General features: G+C 69.6%; 15 protein-coding genes. 3 read left to right on the top strand and 12 right to left on the bottom strand.

What is annotated here, in order from left to right; genetic code table 11:
* Positions 1-63: 63 nt before the first annotated feature.
* A complete protein-coding gene (locus ACFTE1_RS12995) occupies positions 64-1311 on the bottom strand; it encodes a hypothetical protein (RefSeq protein ID WP_380762741.1) in 1248 nt (415 codons plus the stop codon).
* A gap of 449 nt (positions 1312-1760) precedes the next feature.
* Here ACFTE1_RS12995 and ACFTE1_RS13000 point away from each other — a divergent pair, with 449 nt between their 5' ends.
* Complete coding sequence (locus ACFTE1_RS13000; RefSeq protein ID WP_380622618.1) at positions 1761-1979, top strand: hypothetical protein; 219 nt, start codon at positions 1761-1763, stop codon at positions 1977-1979.
* 84 nt (positions 1980-2063) lie between these two features.
* Here ACFTE1_RS13000 and ACFTE1_RS13005 read toward each other — a convergent pair whose 3' ends face one another.
* The 11 genes from ACFTE1_RS13005 to ACFTE1_RS13055 form a co-directional block, all read right to left on the bottom strand.
* Positions 2064-3305, bottom strand: a complete 1242-nt coding sequence (locus tag ACFTE1_RS13005; RefSeq protein WP_380622616.1) for a PP2C family protein-serine/threonine phosphatase — start codon at positions 3303-3305, stop codon at positions 2064-2066.
* Positions 3306-3395: 90 nt separating this feature from the next.
* The gene (locus ACFTE1_RS13010; protein ID WP_380622614.1) at positions 3396-3980 is read right to left on the bottom strand and encodes a GNAT family N-acetyltransferase; all 585 of its coding nucleotides are present in this window, start codon (positions 3978-3980) and stop codon (positions 3396-3398) included.
* 113 nt (positions 3981-4093) lie between these two features.
* The gene (locus ACFTE1_RS13015) at positions 4094-4828 is read right to left on the bottom strand and encodes a pyrimidine reductase family protein (protein ID WP_380622612.1); all 735 of its coding nucleotides are present in this window, start codon (positions 4826-4828) and stop codon (positions 4094-4096) included.
* 29 nt (positions 4829-4857) lie between these two features.
* Entirely contained in the window at positions 4858-5517 is a 660-nt protein-coding gene (locus ACFTE1_RS13020; protein ID WP_380622610.1) for an SDR family oxidoreductase, read from the bottom strand.
* A 56-nt stretch (positions 5518-5573) separates the two neighbouring features.
* Positions 5574-10853 carry an NEW3 domain-containing protein gene (locus ACFTE1_RS13025; RefSeq protein ID WP_380622609.1) on the bottom strand — a complete coding sequence of 1760 codons (5280 nt, stop codon included), beginning with the start codon at positions 10851-10853 and terminating at the stop codon, positions 5574-5576.
* A 118-nt stretch (positions 10854-10971) separates the two neighbouring features.
* On the bottom strand, positions 10972-11847 hold the full coding sequence (locus ACFTE1_RS13030) for a PspA/IM30 family protein (protein ID WP_380622607.1): 876 nt from the start codon (positions 11845-11847) through the stop codon (positions 10972-10974).
* A gap of 274 nt (positions 11848-12121) precedes the next feature.
* The gene (locus ACFTE1_RS13035) at positions 12122-12553 is read right to left on the bottom strand and encodes a helix-turn-helix domain-containing protein (RefSeq protein WP_380622605.1); all 432 of its coding nucleotides are present in this window, start codon (positions 12551-12553) and stop codon (positions 12122-12124) included.
* Between the two features lie 41 nt (positions 12554-12594).
* Entirely contained in the window at positions 12595-13200 is a 606-nt protein-coding gene (gene pgsA / locus ACFTE1_RS13040; protein WP_380622603.1) for a CDP-diacylglycerol--glycerol-3-phosphate 3-phosphatidyltransferase, read from the bottom strand.
* The gene (rimO, locus tag ACFTE1_RS13045) at positions 13197-14642 is read right to left on the bottom strand and encodes a 30S ribosomal protein S12 methylthiotransferase RimO (protein ID WP_380622601.1); all 1446 of its coding nucleotides are present in this window, start codon (positions 14640-14642) and stop codon (positions 13197-13199) included. The genes pgsA and rimO overlap by 4 nt, the downstream gene beginning before the upstream one ends.
* Before the next feature lie 86 nt (positions 14643-14728).
* On the bottom strand, positions 14729-15112 hold the full coding sequence (locus tag ACFTE1_RS13050) for a DnaJ family domain-containing protein (protein ID WP_380622599.1): 384 nt from the start codon (positions 15110-15112) through the stop codon (positions 14729-14731).
* A 40-nt stretch (positions 15113-15152) separates the two neighbouring features.
* Positions 15153-17750, bottom strand: coding sequence for an FtsK/SpoIIIE family DNA translocase (locus ACFTE1_RS13055; protein WP_380622597.1), 2598 nt, complete (start codon positions 17748-17750; stop codon positions 15153-15155).
* Between the two features lie 63 nt (positions 17751-17813).
* Between ACFTE1_RS13055 and ACFTE1_RS13060 the strand changes: the two genes are divergently transcribed.
* Entirely contained in the window at positions 17814-18518 is a 705-nt protein-coding gene (locus ACFTE1_RS13060) for an SDR family oxidoreductase (RefSeq protein ID WP_380622596.1), read from the top strand.
* A 71-nt stretch (positions 18519-18589) separates the two neighbouring features.
* Positions 18590-19426, top strand: coding sequence for a hypothetical protein (locus ACFTE1_RS13065; RefSeq protein ID WP_380622594.1), 837 nt, complete (start codon positions 18590-18592; stop codon positions 19424-19426).
* Positions 19427-19453: the final 27 nt, after the last annotated feature.

Below are 19453 nucleotides of genomic sequence, written 5' to 3' on the forward strand. Positions count from 1 at the left end.
CGACCAGGGGATACGGGAGCCGCAGGGAGCGGGTGGAGGATTCGACCACGGGCTGTTCCTTTCTCACAGGCGGCGCAATGACTCGGCCACCTCCTTCATCGAGGGTCGCGAAGTGGCGTCGGGCCCCAGGCCCTCTTCCCAAGCGGCGATCGACGTCCTGTTCGCGACAGCCTGCCGGACGGCCAGCGGAGGTCGGGCCGGGGAGTCGAAGCCGGATCCTGACGCGATGGCCGCCGCCGTCCGGCAGATCGCGAGGACGTCGACCGGTCGGCCGTCAACCTGGGATCGGGGTTTCGTCCATAGGGAAGGGCCGACGTCCCGCAACAGGAAACGGTCTCTCCGACCCACCGTTATGCGACTGGGCGCAAGGCCTTCGGAAGCGTCTCCGGTTTTATGGATGTCGGCCATCCCCGAGGCCAGATCGCCGAGCCTGGAGAGCCAGTGACGTGCCTCGGCCGGGTTCCACGCGGGCAGCACCTCGGTCCAGCGCCGTTCAAGGGTGGTAGCCGGCCCACCGCCGTCATCGGTCGGCCACGCCAAAACGAGGGTCGCACCGTTCTCATCGGCTGCGCCGTCGACGTAATCGGGGACGACTCGGTTCTGGGCATGGCGGCGAAGCAGGCGGTACCGGCGGCGGAGCCCTTCCACCACCGTGTCGTGGACCGCCGAACGGCCGAGCCTTTCGACACGGTGTATCCACACGAAGTCCGCCCGGGTGTTCGGAGGTGCCGTCACGCAAGTCGCCAGAGCGAGCTTCTCCCGACCCGATCCGTCGCGGTAGGGCCGGACCTCACACTGCTCGGCCAAGAGCATGTATTCCGTGCCGTTGATTCGGACCAGGTCCCCGCCGGCCCATTCCACGGGCCCGGCGCTGACGGACTCGGCTTGAAGGTGAGAGGGCGCGATGTCTCGGGCCGAAGTGCGGGGCACCTCGTCCGTTTCCTCCAGGCGCCGCTCGATCGATGCGATTTGCGCCGAGAGGTCGTGGAACCTCCGTTCCTGTCCGGACTCGATCCGCCTGGTGCGTCGGTCGATGTCGGCGATGCCTTCGTGGAGGTCGGAGCCCAGTATCCCGAGCGCCTCGGCGAGGTCGGCGAACTCGGCGGAGTGCCGTCGAGCCGCCCGCTCGAAGTCCTCGGTCCTCAGCTGGAGCTCCGCGATGATCTCGTCGCGGAGCTTCTCCGAGTCGGCACCGACCTCCTCCAGGCCCTCTCTGAATAGCCGCTCCAGCGTCCGGTCGACCTTTTCCTCCGTCGGTCGGACCTTGCCGTTGCGGAGTCGGCTCACCGCGCGTTCCAGGAGAGAGGTCAACTGGTTGACTCCGAGGCCACCTGCGGTCGCACCCGCCGCAACGGCGATCGCGGATCCACCGGTAGCCGCCAGAACGACGGGGGCAAAGGCCGTAGCGGCAATGGTGGCGACAACCGACGCGGCACCGGCCCTTCGTATCAGGCTCGGTCTGCCGTGAGAGCGCGGTCGAGGCGGGGAGGATTTTCCGGCTCGGTCCATCGTGAGAACCTATACGAGTCCGGCCGATGGGGAAACCCTCAATTTCCCCGTCCACTGGCCCGGGAGCGTGAACTCCCTCAGGCGGGCGATACGGCTGGACGCCGACCGGCGATTCGCGCGGAATGTCCGGGATCGCGTCCGTCCCGACGGGACAAAGCCCGGACGCCCCTCCCGAAACCCTTGTCTTCCAGGCCCCGCCGGTCTACCTTGATCCTGGTGTTGTTGGAACGCAATGACAAGGGGACTCTAACGTGGACTTCCGCTATACCTTCCAGGACGAGACGATAGACGTGCACGACACGCGAACCGACCAGCACGTCATGACGCTCTCGCGCGTGAGCATGGGTCGCACCGAGTACCGCGGGTGGCTGGCCGAGAGCACGGCCGCCTCGCAGATCTACTGGTTGTCCGTCATCCTCGGGCAGCTACCCACCGACTGGTTCCACCGCATGGAGGAACCGACCGCCTGACGGCGACGCCGGACCGGCCCCGCCGACACGGGCCCGGTCCGGCACGTCCCCCGCCGAACCCGACACCGCGCCGCCGGCCCCGCCTCACTGGGAGTCCTCTTCCTCGTCGTTCCCGTACCCGATGGTCAGGCTGGACATGTCGTCGGCGATGACGAACCCGTGCGAGTAGAACTGGTCGCGCAGGAACCAGATCAGCGGCTCCGGCTCCCGCACCAGCCCCCGCGCCAGATACTCGTTCATGAGCCCCACCATCGGGTAGACCTCCCCGCCGTGGTTGCGCGCCTCGGACATCCCGTCGCTGTAGAAGTGGACCATGTCCCCGCGCCGGAAGGGCAGCCGCAGCGCCCTCCCGCAGAAGCTCTCCCCGTGCTCCACGCCCAACGGGGGCAGCGGCCGGACCTCCACCAGGTCCGCCTCCCGCCCGACGAACACCGGCGGCGGATGGCCGCAGTTGACCAGCGTCACCGACTCGGCGTCGGGATCGAACTCGGCGACGACCGCCGTCGCGAAGTACTCCTCGAAGGGCTCCACGGAGCCGTTGAAGACCGACAGGCGCTCGTGCAGGCGCCGGGCGACCTCGGTGACGTCGGACTCCTCCATGGCGCGCTCGCGGAAGGCCCCCATGAGGATGTTCGTCAGCTGGATGGTCGCCAGGTCGTGTCCCTTGACGTCCCCGAGGATGAGCCGGATGCCGCGCCCGTAGGGCTCGACGGCAAAGAAGTCGCCGCCCACCAGGTTCGCGTAGCCCTCGGGCGTGCGCAGGACCGAGGCGATCGCGAAGGGGCCCACCCGGTCGGGCGCCTCGGGGACGATGGCCTCCTGGGTCTTCTCCGCGACGGCCGTGATGCTCTCGTAGCGGCGCCGCACGCGCCCGCGCAGCCAGGTGATGCCGGTGGCGAGGAGGAACAGCCCTCCGAGGCTCGCCACCCGCGCCCAGAAGGTCCCGCCGTACTCGCAGTCGGAGACGGGGCAGTCCTCCCCCGCCACGTAGACGGCCAGGACGGCGGCCGAGACCGCGAGCGTCACGATCGGCCCGTTGACCAGCGCCATCAGCAGCGGGGCCGCCAACATGTAGTAGCGCACCTCGACCTCGGGGGCGAAGAGGAGGTTGACGGTCACGACGAGCGCCATGATCGCCAGCGGCAGGATCCGCAGTCCGATCAGGGGCCCGGCGCCGTGGCTGAGGTTCGTCCAGACGTCGTCGCCGTCCTCGTAGCGGCGCGGCGTGCTCGTGTAGGGCGCGCCCGCATGGCCCTGGCGGGTGGTGGGGAACCGCCAGGTGTCCTGCCGACGGTGCCGTCCGGTCCGCCTCGGGTCGGGTCGCATGTCGTGATTCTAGAGATCACCGGACCCGCGGAGGGGCCGAATGGGCCAGTATTCGTCCAGATAGGGCCCTCTCCGCCGCTCTCCGGCCCGTCAGGAACCCATGTCGGTGACCCGGGCCGTCCAGGCTTCGGAGAGGACGGACATGACGATCGCGTCGACCCACTCGCCCTCCCACCGGAGGGCCTGGCGCAGGACGCCCTCGCGGACGAAACCGACCTTCTCGTAGACGTGGATCGCGCGGGGGTTGAAGGCGTAGACCTCCAGGCCGATCCGGTTGAGGCCGATCGTGCGGAAGCCGTAGTCGACGGTGAGGGCCGTCGCCTCGGTTCCGAGCCCGCGGCCGCGCCCCTTCGCGCCGATGAAGGTCCGGAACGAGGCGCTGCGGTTGTCCTCGTCCCAGCCGTTGAGGACGGTCTCGCCGACGGCGCGGCCGGTCTCGTTGTCGACGATGGCGAAGTCGGCGCGGTCGTCCTGGTCGGCGCGGGAGCCGTACCATTTCTCGAGCTGGCCCGTGGTGAAGGTGGCGTGCGTGCCGGTCAGGCGGTCGACTTCGGGGTCGGAGACGGCCTCGGCCAGGTCGGGGAGGTGGTCGAGCGTCGCCGGCTCGAGGGTCGTCAGCGCGCCCTTCAGGGTCGGTTTGGGCAGGAACGGGGAGGTCCGGGAGTTGTCGTTCATGGCGTCAGCCTAATCGAGTCCGCCCCGGACCGCCTCCGGTTTTCCGGCCGGCCTCAGTTCCGCGCACAGCGGGTGATGGGAGAGAGGCGCGGTCCGGGTGCCGTTGCGCGGCCTCAGGCCCGTACGTAGCGGGCGATGAGGTTGCCGCCCGCTTCGAGCGCGTGCGCCAAGGTCATCTCCTGGGTCTTCTCCAGCCCCTCCGGTCCGCCCGCGATCCTCGTCGGCCCCGAGCCGACCAGCAGCGGCGAGTAGGTGACGTCCAGTTCGTCCACCAGGCCGGCCCTCAGCAGCTCGCCGAAGACGTGCGGGCCGCCTTCGGAGAGCACCTGCAGGTGGCCGAGTTCGTGCAGGCCCTCCACGGCCGCGGGATAGTCGATGGATCCCTCGCCGACGGCGATGACGTCGACGACGTTCCGCAGGGCGGCGATCCTCTCGGCGGGGGCGTCGGCGGCGCAGACGAGGACGGGCTTGCGCGGGGCGTCCCGGATGAGGCTCGAGTGGGGGTCCAGGCGCGCGGAGTTGGAGGCGACGGCCATGACGGGGAACTCCGGAAGCCCCTGGTCGAGCCGCCACTGGCGCCGCTCGGGGCTGAGCAGGAGCGCCCCGTAGGCCTCGGCCTCCACCGTTCCCATCCCGGTCAGCAGCACGTCGCAGCGGGCGCGCAGCATCTTGAACACGCGCTTGTCCTCGTGGCCGGACAGGCCCCCGCTGAGCCCGTCGACCGTGGCCGCCCCGTCCGCCGATGACACGAAGTTCACTCGCAGCCAAGGGTTGCGAGGCGGGGCGTAGGCCGCGAAGAGGGCCTCCTCGTCGAGGTCGGACAGGCGTTTCAGCATGGGTTCGTTCACGGGATCAGCTTAACCCGGGCCACCGGACCCTAGGCCCGTTCGGCGACAGCCTCGGTTACCGGCGTCTCTCCGCCGACGACCTCGAAGGTCTGGCCGATGGTCCCGGGCGTGTCCAGAACCGCCAGAACGACTCCGGCCACGTCGGCGCGCGTGACGCTGTCGCGCCCGGTCCGGTCGGAGATCCTCACTCGACCGGTCGCGGGGTCGTCGGTGAGCCTGCCGGGCCGGACGATCGTCGTCTTGAGGCCGGGCCGGGGCCGGACGTCCTCCTCGGCCTCCATCTTGGCGTCCATATAGGGGCCGTAGACCGGGTCGGCCAGTTGTTCGGCGGTGTAGGCGTACTTGCCCAGAACCGACACGAGCACGTACCGCTCGACGCCCGCGCGCTCGGCGGCGTCGGCCAGCAGGATCGCCGCGTCGCGGTCCACGGTGAACTTTCGCTCCACGCCGCTGCCCGGCCCCGCGCCGGCGGCGAACACGACCGCGTCCGCCCCCTCCAGGTCGGAGGCGAGCGCGGCGGGGGTCGTGTCCTCCAGGTCCTTCACGATCGTCTCGGCGCCCCGCTCCGCGAGGTCGGCGGCGTGGTCGGGGTTGCGGACGATGCCCGCCACCGAGTCTCCCCTGGCGGAGAGGAGCCCTTCGAGTTCCCGCGCGATCTTTCCGTGCCCTCCGGCGATGACAACGCGCATGCGCCTGCCTCCTTCATTGTTTTAGGTTGCGGGACAATGATAGTCCTCGCGCGGCGTCAGTCCGTCCTCCGTTTCGCCGCGAGCCGTGCGGCGCCGAGCAGGACGGCCCCGAGCGCGAGCGACAGCAGGGCCGCGCCCAGGACTCCGGCGAGGTCCGTGCCGGACACCGGGAGCGGGCCGGGTTCGGGCGTGTCCGTGGGCTCCGGCGAGGGAGGCTCGGTGGGGTCCACCGGTTCGGTCGGCGAGGGAGAGGGCGACGGGGGCGGTGTCACCGCCAGGTCGATCGTGTCGCTGTTGTTCGACTCGTCGGGGTCCTGCGAATGCGTGGTTCCGGTGGCCGTGTTGAGGATGTCGGAACCGTCGCCGGTGTAGTTCTCGTCCAGCCGCACGGTGAGGACGTACTCCCTGCTCTCTCCCTCGTCGAGCGAGGCGATCTCCGGGCACATGACCGCCCGTCCGTCAGCGGTGCAGCCCGAGGCCGAGGAGACGAACTCCACGACGTCCGGCAGTTCGTCGGTCACCTCCACCGACATCGCCGACGAGGGGCCGTTGTTCACCACGGTGACGACGTACTCGAACTCGTCGCCGGGGCGGACCGGTTGTGGCCTCGCCCGCTTGGACACCGCGAGGTCGGCGTTGGACGCCACCTCGACCACGGTGTCCGACTCGTTGTTCGCGGGGTCCGGGTCGTCCTCCGCGGCGGTGACCGCGGACGTGTTCCGGAGGGCGACTCCGTCGGGGACGGTCCCGTGGACGTTCACCGTCAGGGTCACCGTCTTGGTCTCTCCGACGGCGAGGTCGCCGATGTCGCAGCGCACCACCCGTTCCGCCGTGGCCGTGCAGTCGGCGTCCGAGCCGGCGAGTTCGGTGTTCTCCGGCAGCGCGTCGATGATCGTGACGTCGGTGGCGGTGGACGGTCCGTGGTTCACGACCGTCAGCGTGTACTCGACGTTCTCGCCCGCCACGGCGGTGGCCGGTCCCGTCTTCTCGATCGCGACGTCCGCGCGCGGCTCGTCGATGGACGGACCGGTGGCGGTGTCGGTGTCGTTCGATTCGTCGGGGTCGTCGGTGGAGGACGACGCGGTGGCCGTGTTGACGAGGTCCGTGCCGTCGCCCCGGTAGGCGGGGTCGAGGCGGACGGTGATCTCGTATCGGGCCTCGGATCCCGGTTCGAGGACCGCCTCCGGCCCGCACGTGACGGTCTGTCCGGAAGCCGTGCAGTCTGGCGAGGACACGAACTCGGCTCGGTCGGGCAGTGTGTCCACGGCTGTCGTGTCGACAGCCGCCGAGGGCCCGTGGTTCGTCACCTTCAGCGTGTAGGTGAAGGTCTCTCCCGGTGCGGCCGACGCCTCCCGGATCTCCTTGGACATCTCCAGGTCCGCCTCGGGCTCCAGGACGTCGGGGCCGGTCGCGTCGTCGGTGTTGTTCGACTCGTCCGGGTCGTCGTTGTCCGAGGAGACGACGACCGTGTTGACGAGGTCCGAGCCGTCGCCGGTGTACTGGTCGTCCAGGCGGACGGTGATGCCGATGCGCTTGGCTCCCACGGGGAAGTCGCCGAGGTCGCAGGTGACGGTCTGTCCGGAGGCCGTGCACGACGGGTCGGTGGCGGACACGAAGGACACCGCGTCGGGCAGCGTGTCCACCAGGGTGAACCCGGTGGTGGACGACGGGCCGTCGTTGGCGACGAAGAGGTGGTAGGTGAACTCGGTGCCGGGGCGGACTTCTCGCCGGTCTCCGATCCGCTTGCGCACCGACACGTCCGAGACCGGGTCGGCGATCGTCGGCGTGACGGCCGTCGAGGTGTTGTTCGACTCGTCCGGGTCGTCGGTCGTGGACGAGACGGTGGCCGTGTTGGGCAGGTCCGAACCGTCGCCCGTGTAGTCGGGGGACAGGAGCACGGTGACGGTGAAGGTGTGCGAGTCCCCCGCCGCGAGCGCCCCGGAGGAGCAGGTGACCTCGCGGCCGCCCGGTCCGGCGGAGCATTCGCCGTCGACGGAGCCCCGGTAGACGACGCCCTCCGGCAGGGTGTCGGTGACGGTCGCGTCGGCGGCGTCCGAGGGCCCGTCGTTGACGACGGTGAAGGTGTACGTGAAGGCCGTGCCCGGGACGACCGGCTCGTCCGGGCTGACCGCCTTGGTGATCGCCAGGTCCGCTTCGGGGTCTTCCACGGTGACGTCGCCGGTCACGGTGGCCGTGTTGTTCGACTCGTCCGGGTCGGCGGTGTCGGCCGAGACCGTGACCGCGTTGGTCAGGTCCGAGCCGTCGCCGGTGTAGGAGCTTTTGAGCCGCACGGTGATCGTCGCTTCCACAGTCTCACCGGGTTCGAGGACCTTGCCGCCGGTCGGAGGCGGCTTGCAGGTGATGACCTGTCCCGAGACGCGGCAGTAGTCGGGGTGGTCGACGATCTCCAGGTCGTCGTCCACGGTGTCGACGGCCTGGGGGTTGATCGCCGTGGACGGGCCGTTGTTCACGGCGGTCACCTTGTAGGTGTAGGTCTCGCCGGGGCTGATGACGGGATCCCCTTCGACCTCCTTCGTGACGGCCAGGTCGGCCGTGGCGGGGCCGACGACGGGGCCGGCGATCTCCACGTCGTTGTTGGAGAGGTCGGGGTCGTCGGTCGCCGCTTCCGCGTGCGCCCTGTTGGCCAGGTCGGAGCCGTCGCCGACGTATCCGGAGTCCAGACGCACCGTGATGGTGTAGGTGCGGGTCTCGCCCGGTGCCAGGGTGTCGATCGGCCCGCAGGTGACGGTGCCGCCGGACTCGGTGCAGCCGTCGCCGGACTGGAAGGCCGTCTCCGCGGGCAGGGTGTCGGTGACGGTGACCCCCTCGGCGTCGGAGGGGCCGTTGTTGGTGACGGTGACCCGGTAGTCGAAGGTGTCTCCCGGGCTGACCGGTGTGGAGGGTCCGGTCTTGGCGATCGCCACGTCGGCTTCCGGGGAGCCGACGTCGAGGTCGGTGCCGTCGCTGTTGTTGGACTCGTCGGGGTCGTCGGTCGTCGAGGTGACGGCCGCGTTGTTGACCAGGTCGGAGCCGTCGCCGGTGTAGGCGGGGTCGACCTGGGCGCGATAGCGCAGCAGGACCGAGTCACCTGGTTCGAGAGTGTCCGCGGAGTCGCAGGTGACCGTCCGGCCGGAGGCGGCGCAGCCGGAGATGGAGGATACGAAGGCGACTCCGTCGGGCAGTTGGTCGGTGACGGTGTAACCCTGTGCGGCAGAGGGCCCGTTGTTGGTCACCCTGATCTGGTAGGTCACCGTGCCGCCCGGGGTCAGCGGGCTTGTGTACAGAGCCGCCTTGTCCAAGGCCAGGTCGGCCTCCGGATCGCCCACGGACGGGGAGTCGGTGTCGGTGTTGTTCGACTCGTCGGGGTCGTCGGTCGAGCCGGCGACCGTCCCGGTGTTCACGATGTCGCTGCCGTCGCCGGTGTAGGCGGGGTCCAGTTTCACCGTGATGGTGAAGGAGGCGCTGCCGCCCGGTTCGAGCGTGGCCAGGGCGGGACAGGTGACGTCCTGTCCGGCGGCGGTGCACCCGTCGCCGGAGGACACGAAGGACAGCTGTTCCGGCAGGGTGTCGGTGACCGCCACGTCCGTCGCGGTCGACGGTCCGCCATTGGCGACGGCGAGGACGTACTCGAACGTCTCGCCCGGGGCGACCGGGTCGGTCGACGCGGGCCGCTTGTCGATGGAGAGGTCCGCCGAGGGTGCCTCGACGATGAACTCGAGGCGGTCGGCGTTGTTCGACTCGTCGGGGTCGTCCGAAGCGACCACGTCCCCGTCCTCGCCGCGCGTGCCCGCGCCTAGGCCCGGGTCGGCCGTGGCCGTCCACGTCAGCTCGACGCTGCCGCCCTCGGGCAGCAGGGCGGCCGGGATGACGCATTGGAGGGAACCGTCGTCCTGCAACGCGCAGCCGTCGGGCGGGTCGGAGTACGTGATGCCGTTGGGCGCGGGGAGAGTGACAGTCGCGACTCCGGCCAGGTCCGACGGGCCGTTGTTGGTCACGGTAGCGGTCACCCGTATCGACTCGCCGGGGGTGATCTCCTCGGTGAAGCCGGTGAGGGCGATGTCGTTGGCGACCGGGACGTCCGTGTCGGCGGAGTCCTCCGCCGTCGCTCCGTCGCGGTCGGTGGCCTTGGCGGTGTTGGTGATCGTCGTGCCGCCCGCGTCATCGGCCACCGTTCCAGTGATGGTGAAGGTGACGCTCGAACCGGCGGGAAGGTCGACGGCGGTGGCTATGTCGTTGCCGCTCCCCGACGGTTCGGAGCAGGCGGCCCCGCCCGTCTCCTCTCCGCAGGTCCAGGTGACGCCGCTCAGCGACGCGGGGACGGTGTCGGTGAAGGACACTCCCGGCGCGTCGCCGGCGCCGTCGTTGGAAACGGTGACCGTGTACGTCAGGTCGGCGCCCGGCTCTACCGTCGCCGGGGCCCGTTTGTCCACCGCGATGACCGGCGGTTCTTCGTCGCTGATGTACAGGGTGTTGACCGCGACGTCGTTGTCGGGATTCGTGTCGGCGGAGTCGCCGCCGACGGAGACCTCGGCGCGGACGGGGAACTCGTCGCCCGGCTGGGCGTTGTCGGGGACGGTTCCCGTCACTGTGAACTCGGCGGTGTCGCCCGCGGCGAGCGAGCCGGGCGATCCGGTGCACGAGTACAGCTCCTGATCGCAGGTCCAGCCGGCGGGAGGGGTGATGGCGGTGATCGTGTACCCCTCGGGCGGGAAGAAGTTGACCTGAGGGACGCCCGCCGCGTCCGGCCCGTTGTTGACGACCTTGAAGGGGAGGTCGACGGTGGCGCCGGCCGTCGTGGGCGTGCGGTAGGAGTGCTGGTCGTCCGTGGTCACCACGGCCAGGTCGGCCACCTTGTCGGTGACGACGACGTCGGCGCAAGAGTAATTGTTGGGGTTGTAGGTGTCCTGCTGGTGCGAGTCGATCGCGTTGCCGCAGATCTGGCCCGACTGGCCGCTGGAGCCGGAGAGCGTGCCGGTGACGATGACGTATCCGGTTCCGTCAGCCGGCCAAGAGTACCCCGGCGGCGTGTCGCACTGGATGAAATAGAGCTGAACGCTGCAGGTGAACGCCTCTCCCGTCATCCCCACCAGCTCGACGCTCTGAAACGTGATCGGGCCCTGGGCGGTGATCGACAAGGTCGGTTCGAGGAACCCGTCGGGCCCCAGGTTGTGCATGCCGACCTTCGCCCGGACCGTCTGTCCCGGCGCCCCGGAGATCGGCTGGGAGGTCACCTCCATGTCCGCGCTCCCGGCCTGCGCCTGCGCGGGCATGGCCGGCAGCAGCGCCGCCATCAGGAGCAACACCAGGGCTATGACAGAGCGTTGTGTTGTGCGCACTCCGACATTAAAACACCGATAGCGCCCTTACCCTCGCCGAACGGACAAGACGCCCGTGACGCGGACATGAGAAAGGGCACCGGACCATTCCGGCGCCCTTCCCGCTGAAGTCGGCGTGCTAGCCCTTGGAGGCCTCGGCCTCGCCGCCGTCGTCGAGCGACGCGCGGATGTCGGCCAGGCGGGCGTTGGTGACCGTGTCCTTCGACTCGGCCGGAGCGGCGTCCTTCTTCTCCTCGCCGGCGCCGGAGCCGGAGCCGGAGCCCGACAGCTTGTCGCCCTCCAGGGAGGAGCGGATCTGGTCCAGGCGCGAGACGCCCGCCATGTCGCGGGTGGCGCGGTTGACCTCGAGCATGCGGCCCTCGACCGAGTTCGAGGCCAGGTCGGCACGGCCCATGGCCGTGGAGTAGCGCGACTCGATCTTGTCGCGGATCTCCCCGAAGTCGGGAGTGCTTCCCGGAGCGGCGGTGTCGGACATGGACTCGAGCGAGGAGGCGATGGTCTCCTGCATCTTGGCCTGCTCCAGCTGGCCGAGGAGCTTGGTGCGCTCCTGGAGCTTCTGCTGCAGCATCATCTGGTTGTTCTCGACGGCCTGCTTCGCCTGGTCGGCGGCCTGCAGAGCCTGGTCGTGCATGACCTTCAGGTCCTCCATCGACTGCTCGGTGGAGACCAACTGCCCGGCCAGGACCTCGGCGGTGTTCTCGAACTCGCGGGCCTTGCTCTCGTCACCCTCGGCGCGGGCCTTGTCGGCCAGCACGAGCGCCTGGCGGGCCTGCGACTGGAGCCGCTCGACCTCCTCCATGGAGCGGTTGAGCTTCATCTCCAGCTGGCGCTGGTTGCCGAGAACCGAGGCCGCCTGGCTCACCAGGGTCTGGTGCTGCTTCTGGGCCTCTTCGATGGCCTGCTGGATCTGGATCTTCGGGTCGGCGTGCTCGTCGATCTTCGCGCCGAACAGCGCCATGAGGTATTTCCAGCCCTTGACGAACGGATTGGCCATTTCTCGGGTCCTTCCGGTGGTTTGCTCTACGCCGACGCTTCGGTGCCAATTGGGTGTCGATCGGACCGGAGACTCCCCTGTGAGGGGGACGTACCGTTCCGGTGACCAGTGTGCCCCATCCCCGCCATGACGCGAAACGGGCACTCCTTGATTGTAGATACCGCTCTTGCGGCACTACCGACAGGTCATGACACAATTCTAATACGACTCGCCTAGGCGGATAAGGCGAGTCGGCGCCGGTTGTCCGCCGTCTCGCGAAAGGCCCTCCGGGACCCTAGCGGACCGTCTCCAGCAGAGAGTTCGTCACCTCTCCGCCGGATCCCCGCTTGGGACCGGGATTGGCCGGAAGGTTGTTGCCCGGGCGAGCCTTGTCGGAGCCGGCGCCCAGCGGGCGGCGGTGCTCGGTGGCGGGCAGCTGCGGACGCGGCAGCAGGCGGACCTGCGTGCCCTCGGCCTGCATGCGCTCCTCGCGCTCCGACTTGGAGACCTCGCGGGCGACCTCGGCCAGCACTTCGCTGAGTTTCACTTGGAGTGCGCCGCACACCGACGAGAGCAGTTCGCTCGACGGCTCCTTGTGGCCCCTCTCGATCTCCGAGAGGTAGCCCAGGCTGACGTTGGCGTCCTTGGAGACGTCCCTCAGCGTCCGCTTCTGGGCGCGGCGACGTCGGCGAAGGGTCTGTCCAAGCAATTCCCTCATCAAGACCATCGCGTCCTCCAAGTCTCTTCACATGAGTACAGGTTTATAGCCTACCCCGTCTTCCCGACACCGCGTCCAGTCACTTTCCAGGCTTTCCACAGATAGTCGATACCGGTGGCGACGGTCAGGACGACCGCCGCGCCCATCAGGACGTGGCCGAACGGAACGAAGGGGATCTCCCACGTGCCCAGGTGCCACTCGGGCCAGGGCCACAGGTACCAGGCCACGGCCGTGATCTGGAAGACCGTCTTGGCCTTCCCTCCGCGGCCGGCGGGGATCACCGCGTGTCTCAGAACGGCCATCCGCAGTGCCGTTATTCCCAATTCCCTCACCAGGATAACCGCCGTCACCCACCACGGCAGGACGCCGTCCAGGCTGAACAGGACGAGGGCGGTGCCGATGAGGGCCTTGTCGGCGATCGGGTCGGCGAGCTTGCCGAAGGAGGTGACCAGGCCTCGCGAGCGCGCGAGCCAGCCGTCGAGGAAGTCGGTCAGCGAGGCGATGAGGAACACCGCGCAGGCGGCGACGCGCAGGCCGGAGTCCACCATTCCCGACTGGACCACGAGGACGGCGAACACCGGCACCAACAGGATGCGGGCGACGGTGATGGCGTTCGCGATGTTCCAGGCCGAGACGGGCTTGGGCTGGTCGTTCACCGTGAAACCTCTATCACTTCGGCGATCAGGTCTACACCGTAGCTGTCGACCACCCGGGCGGTGACGAAATCGCCCTCGGCGAGTCCGTCGACGTCACCCACCAGGGCGGTGGTGCCGTCGACCTCGGGGGCCTGGTGGGCGGCGCGGCCGTCCACGCCGTCGTCGGCCACCGACTCGACCAGGACGGTGAGCGTCTCGCCGAGGCGGTCGGCGGAGCGCTGGCTGATGAGCTCGTCGACCAGTCCGGAGATCTTCTCGACGCGCGCGTCGACGACCTCCTGGTCGAGGTGGCCGTCGAGGTCGGCGGCGGCCGTGCCGTCTTCATCCGAATAGGCGAACACCCCGACCGCGTCGAGGCGCGCGTTCTCGAGGAAGCGGACGAGCTCGGCGACGTCCTCCTCGGTCTCGCCGGGGAAGCCGACGATGACGTTGGTGCGGGCGCCGGCGGCCGGGTCGTACTCGCGGACCTGGTCGAGCAGGGCGAGGAAGTTGTCGGTGGAGCCGAAGCGCTTCATGCGGCGCAGCACGTTGGGCGCCGAGTGCTGGAAGGACAGGTCGTAGTAGGGCACGACCTTGTCGATCGCTCCCATGGCGGAGACCAGGGAGGGGCGCAGTTCGGCCGGCTGCAGGTAGGAGAGGCGGATCCACTCGATGCCGTCGATGTCGGCCAGGCGCCTGAGGACGTCGGCGAGCGCGTCGGGGTCGCCGAGGTCCTTGCCGTAGGAGGTCGTGTTCTCGCTGACGAGGTTGAGCTCCTTGACGCCGTCGGAGGCGAGCCAGGCGGCCTCGGCGACGATCTCGTCGGGGTGGCGGGAGACGAAGGCGCCGCGGAAGCTGGGGATGGCGCAGAAGGTGCAGCGCCGGTCGCAGCCGGAGGCGATCTTCAGGTTGGCCACGGGGCCCTTGGAGAGGCGGTGGCGCATGACGGTGAGGTGGGCGGGGCCCTGGTCGAGGGTCGTCCCGTCGGCCTGGGCCTCGCGGTTGTGGCCGGGGACGACCGCGGCGGCGTCCTGGCGCTTGGCGGGGCTGAGCGGCAGGATCTTGCGGCGGTCGGAGGGCCGGTGGGCGTCGATCGTCTCGCCGGCGAGGATCTGGTCGAGGCGTTCGGCCATGTGCGGGTAGTGGTCGAAGCCGAGCACGGCGTCGGCCTCGGGCATGGACTTCGCCAGGTCGTCGCCGTAGCGTTCGGCCATGCACCCGGTGGCGACGACCTTCTTGCCGGTCTCGGAGGCGGACAGAATGACGTCGATGGACTCGGTCTTGGCCTGTTCGATGAATCCGCAGGTGTTGACCATGATGACGTCGGCCTCGTCGGACTGCTCGGTGAGGGACCAGCCGCCGTGGCCGAGCCGGGCGGCCAACTCCTCGGAGTCCGTCTCGTTGCGGGCGCAGCCGAGGGTGATCACCGAGACTTTTCTTGTTTTCTGTTCCGCTGCTGACACTGGATGAATTCTACCGACCGCGCCGGGCGGATTGACGGCGGACGAGAGTGGGACATGCGTTACTCACGTCCGCCGGCGCCTGAGCGCTACGGGTTCTTTCTGTCACTCCAGGCCGCGACCTCTTCGTCGATGTCGACCAGGCCCCGGTTGATCGGGGGACCGTCGCCGGGGTACATGAGGGCCTTCTTCAGCCGGGCGTTGAGGTCTTCGAGGTATTCGCGCAGGTCGGACTCCTTGGTGAAGCCGTCGGCCCGGTCCTCGAGCTCGTCGAGCTCCTTGCGGAGCCGGATGGTGGCGGGGAGCGCCTCTTCGCCGATCTTCTCCCGCGTGCTCTTCTGTCGCAGCCACCAGCCCTCGGAGGTGTCGAGGTTCTCCAGCGGTTTGCCCGCGCCGGGCAGGTCGTCGAACGCGCCCTGCCTGATGGCCTGTTCGATGGCGCTCTCGACGCCTCGTTCTCTGTGTCCGCTCATCGTCGAGCCTCCTTGTTTCGGGTACACAGGGACCCGTCCCCTAGAAGGGGACGTCGCTTGGCGGAGCGGCGGGCTCTCCCCTGATGGAGGAGATGACGCCGTCCAGGTCTTCGGGTTTGACGAGGACGTCCCTGGCCTTGGTGCCCTCGGAGGGTCCGACCACTCCCCTGGTCTCCATGAGGTCCATGAGGCGGCCGGCCTTGGCGAAGCCGACGCGCAGTTTGCGCTGGAGCATCGAGGTGGAGCCGAACTGGGTGGTGACGACCTGTTCGATCGCCTGGCACAGCACGTCGAGGTCGTCGCCGATGTCGGGGTCGATGTCCTTCTTGGGCTGGAGGGTGGCGGTGACCTCTTCGATGTACTGCGGGGAGAGCTGGTCCTTGGCGTGGGCGACGGCGGCCTCGATCTCGTCGTCGTCGACCCAGGAGCCCTGGATGCGCTCGGGTTTGGCCGCTCCCATGGGGAGGAAGAGGCCGTCTCCGCGCCCCACGAGCTTCTCGGCGCCGGGCTGGTCGAGGATGACGCGGCTGTCGGCGAGGGAGGAGGTGGCGAAGGCCAGCCGCGAGGGCACGTTGGCCTTGATGAGGCCGGTGACGACGTCGACTGAGGGCCGCTGGGTGGCGAGGATGAGGTGGATGCCGGCCGCTCGGGCCAGCTGGGTGATGCGGACGATCGACTCCTCGACGTCGCGGGCGGCGACCATCATGAGGTCGGCCAGCTCGTCGACGATGACCAGCAGGTAGGGGTGGCGGCGGGCAGGGCGGTCGGAGCCGGGCATGGTCTTCAGCTCGCCGGAGTCGACTTTGCGGTTGAACTCCTCGACGTGGCGGACCCCCGCCTTGGCGAGGTCGTCGTAGCGCTGGTCCATCTCCTTGACCACCCAGTTGAGGGCGTCGGCGGCCTTCTTGGGGTTGGTCACGATGGGGTGGACCAGGTGCGGGATTCCCTCGTAAGAGGTCAGTTCGACGCGTTTGGGGTCGACAAGGAGGACGCGGACGTCGTCGGGGGTGGCGCGCATGAGCAGCGACACCAGAATGGAGTTGATGCAGCTCGATTTACCGCTGCCGGTGGCTCCGGCGATGAGCATGTGGGGGGCCTTGGAGAGGTTGGCGAGGACGAAGCCGCCCTCGATGTCCTTGCCCAGGCCGCTGACGAGCGGGTGGGAGTCGTCCTTGGCCTGTTTGGAGCGCAGCACGTCGCCCAGCGCCACTGCCTCGCGGTCGGTGTTGGGGATCTCCACCCCCACGGCGCTCTTGCCGGGGATCGGGTTGATGATGCGGATGTCCGCGCTCTTGACGGCGTAGGCGATGTTCTTGGACAGCTGGAGGACGCGCTCGACCTTGACGGCGGGCCCGATCTCGATCTCGTAGCGGGTCACCGTGGGGCCGCGGGTGAATCCGGTGACGGCGGCGTCCACGTTGAACTGCTCGAAGACCTCCTGCAGGGAGGCGATGACGGTCTCGTTGGCGCGCGAGCGCTTCTTCGCCTGCGGGCCGACGGTCAGCAGGTCCAGTTCGGGCAGGCGGTACTGGCCGCCGTCGGCGATCTCGTTGACCAGCGGGGTGTCGACCTCTTTGGCCGCGGCGGGCCTCTCCTTGGGAGCGGCCGGCTTGGGCGCCGGAGGGGGCGGAGGCTCCTCGTCCTCTTCGTCGGCGTTGAGCTGGGGGACCTCCTGCGGCTTCAGCCTGGGCAGGGCGGGCTCCCCGTCCTCGCCGAGCTCTATGGGGAGGGTCTCCTGCGCGTCCTGTTCCTTCTTGCGTTTGCGCCTCTTGGGTTTCGGCTTCTCCTCGGGCTCTTCCTCTTCGTCCGGGAACACCTCTCCGGACTCGTAGTCGGGGACCCTTCCCGTGGCCAGCGCCCACAGGGACCCCAGGCGCTCGGGCAGCGCCCGGACGGGGGTGGCGGTGGCGACGAGGATTCCGAAGAACAGCAGCAGGACCAGCAGCGGCACGGCCACCCACGGGGAGACGCCCAGAGAGAGGGCTCCGCCCACGGCCCAGCCGACGTAGCCGCCGGCGTCCATGATGTCGGTCATGGTCTGCGGGCGGTCGTCTATCAGGTGGAGGAGTCCGAGGCTCGCGGCCCACATGGCCATCCAGCCGATCAGGGAGCGGCCGTGGCCCTCCTCCGGAGGCACCTGGCGCATGATCTTGATGCCCCAGAAGAGGAACAGCACGGGCAGGACGCGGGTGGCCAGGCCCATGACCAGTTCCAGGGCGGAGGTCAGGTAGTCGCCGACGACTCCGGTCACGTCCCACCAGAGTGCGGCGCCCAGCACGATGGCCACGGCTATCCACAAGAACCCCAGGGCGTCCCGGCGGTGCTCGGGTTCCAGCTCGCGGGCCGAGGCGGCCTCCTGGCGCACCGAGCGCGCGACGGCTCCAGTGGCCTTCGCGGTGCCGTTCCACATGCCCTTGGCCGCCTTGCCCGCCACTTCGGACGGACCGGGGATCATCTCGGCGCGGCGCTTCTTGGCGGCCGCCCTCTGCGCGGGAGTCTTGCGGCGCTTGGCCGGAGCGGCCTTCTTTGCCGTCCCGGAGCCGGTCTTCCGGCCCGACGCCGTGCGGCGAGCGCCCGAGGAGGCGGTGCGCTTGCGTGCGGCTCCCGAGCTCTTGCGGGGGCGTTTGGTTCCGGCCATGTACACGAGGATAGCGCCCGCGGTCCGATCGCGATGCGCGACCGAGCGAGTTATGGTGGCGGGGTGCCAAAGACAATCGTCATCACTGGAGCCGGGCGCGGGCTGGGCCGCGCCCTGGCGGAGAAGTTCATCGCGCGGGGCGACCGCGTAATCGCCGTGGTCCGTTCCGAGCAGTCGCTCGCGGGCCTTCGGGCGGCGCAGACGGTCATCGCGGACCTGTCGCATCCGGACTCGCTGGCCGCGCCGGTCGCCGACGCGGAGATCGAGCGCGCGGACGTGCTGATCCACAATGCGGGCGTCGCCCATATCGGTACCGTGGAGGAGCAGCCGCTGGAGGAGTGGCGCCAGACGATGGAGGTCAACGTGCTGGCCCCGGTCGAGCTGACCCGCCTCCTGCTTCCGGCCCTGCGCCGCGCGGAGGGCCACGTGGTCTTCGTCAATTCCGGTGCCGGCCTGTCGGCTAGCGCCCAGTGGGGTTCGTACGCCGCCTCCAAGCACGCGCTGAAGGCCGTCGCGGACACGCTCCGCGGCGAGGAGAGGGCGGCCGGGGTGCGCGTGTCGAGCCTGTTCCCATCGCACTTCGACACCGATATGCAGCGCCAGGTGCGCGAGGACATCGGTGCCGAGTACGACCCGAAGCGCGCCACGAGCGTCGCCAGTGTGGCCGACACGGTGGTCGGCCTGGTCGACGCGCCCTCCGACATGGTCTTCGAGGACGTGCGGATCGCCCCGCCGAATCCGCTGTCGATGTCGGCCGCCAAGTTCTGAGAGGCCGGGGAGCCTCCGTCCTTGATCTTCCACGGCCGGTGGCCGGGGCGGGTGTCCAGTATGGTGAAGTCATGACCAATACGAATCCGTCTCCGGAACCGGCCGGGGAGAACCCCTCTCCTCCGGACGTGCCCGACATGGCCCCTCCCGCGGGCCAGGCTCCGTCCGAGGGCGCGGCCCAGCCCGCCGCGGCCCCCGCTTCGGAGCCCCCTCCGCCCGCCGCTCAGCAGCCTCAACAGCAGTTCGTCGCGGCTCCGCCGCCCGTCGCGGCCGAGCCGCCGCGGTCCGCGCTCACTCCCGGCCTGGGGATCGGCCTGGGCGTCGCCCTGTTGGGCGCGTTCCTGCTCGCGGTCGGGCTGACCCAGCCGCCGACCAATATCGAGGGTGACGGGGGCGGGAGCGACCCCCTCGGATTCTTCGGTTTCTCCAGCCTTTTCAGCGGGAGCACTGACAGCCAGGTCACGCTCGTCGTCCCGTTCCTCATCGCCGCCGTCGCGCTCTCCGTCATGCGGATTGCCTCCGCCCGGTGGGCCGCTCGGGGCGCGGCCGTCCTGTTGGCCGTCGTCGGCATCGCCGCGGCCTACGGGCCGACCGCGCAGGTGAAGGCCTTCATCAAGATGGCCGAGGAGGAGCAGCAGGTCGACGAGGGCAGCCCGTTCGAACCCGAGCCCTCCAGCGGTCCGGAGATCGAGGTCAGCGCTGGCACCGGCTTCTGGCTCATCGCGGCCGGCCTGGTCATCCTGGCCGCCGCGACGTTCCTGATGGACCTGAGGATCCAGCAGCGCCCCGCGCCGCAGTACTACGTTCCCCAGGAGCCGGCCCGCCCGGCGGTGAACGTCCAGCCGGGCCAGGTACCGCCCGCCGGGGGCCCGCAGGCACCGCCCGGAGGCGGCGCGCCGCCGGCGTGATGACACCCGAGTAGTCCGCTGCCCAGG

It is taken from the genome of Salininema proteolyticum, assembly GCF_042685645.1.
Classification (GTDB): Bacteria; Actinomycetota; Actinomycetes; order Mycobacteriales; family Micromonosporaceae; genus Salininema; species Salininema proteolyticum.

Bases quoted from the DNA above. Each gene is read 5' to 3' on its own strand.
- ACFTE1_RS13005 (WP_380622616.1), bottom strand. From the start codon at position 3,305: ATGCGACCCGACCCGAGGCGGACCGGACGGCACCGTCGGCAGGACACC.
- ACFTE1_RS13010 (WP_380622614.1), bottom strand. From the start codon at position 3,980: ATGAACGACAACTCCCGGACCTCCCCGTTCCTGCCCAAACCGACCCTG.
- ACFTE1_RS13065 (WP_380622594.1), top strand. From the start codon at position 18,590: ATGACCAATACGAATCCGTCTCCGGAACCGGCCGGGGAGAACCCCTCT.
- ACFTE1_RS13035 (WP_380622605.1), bottom strand. From the start codon at position 12,553: ATGGTCTTGATGAGGGAATTGCTTGGACAGACCCTTCGCCGACGTCGC.
- ACFTE1_RS13030 (WP_380622607.1), bottom strand. From the start codon at position 11,847: ATGGCCAATCCGTTCGTCAAGGGCTGGAAATACCTCATGGCGCTGTTC.
- ACFTE1_RS13050 (WP_380622599.1), bottom strand. From the start codon at position 15,112: ATGAGCGGACACAGAGAACGAGGCGTCGAGAGCGCCATCGAACAGGCC.
- ACFTE1_RS13020 (WP_380622610.1), bottom strand. From the start codon at position 5,517: ATGCGCGTTGTCATCGCCGGAGGGCACGGAAAGATCGCGCGGGAACTC.
- ACFTE1_RS13055 (WP_380622597.1), bottom strand. From the start codon at position 17,750: ATGGCCGGAACCAAACGCCCCCGCAAGAGCTCGGGAGCCGCACGCAAG.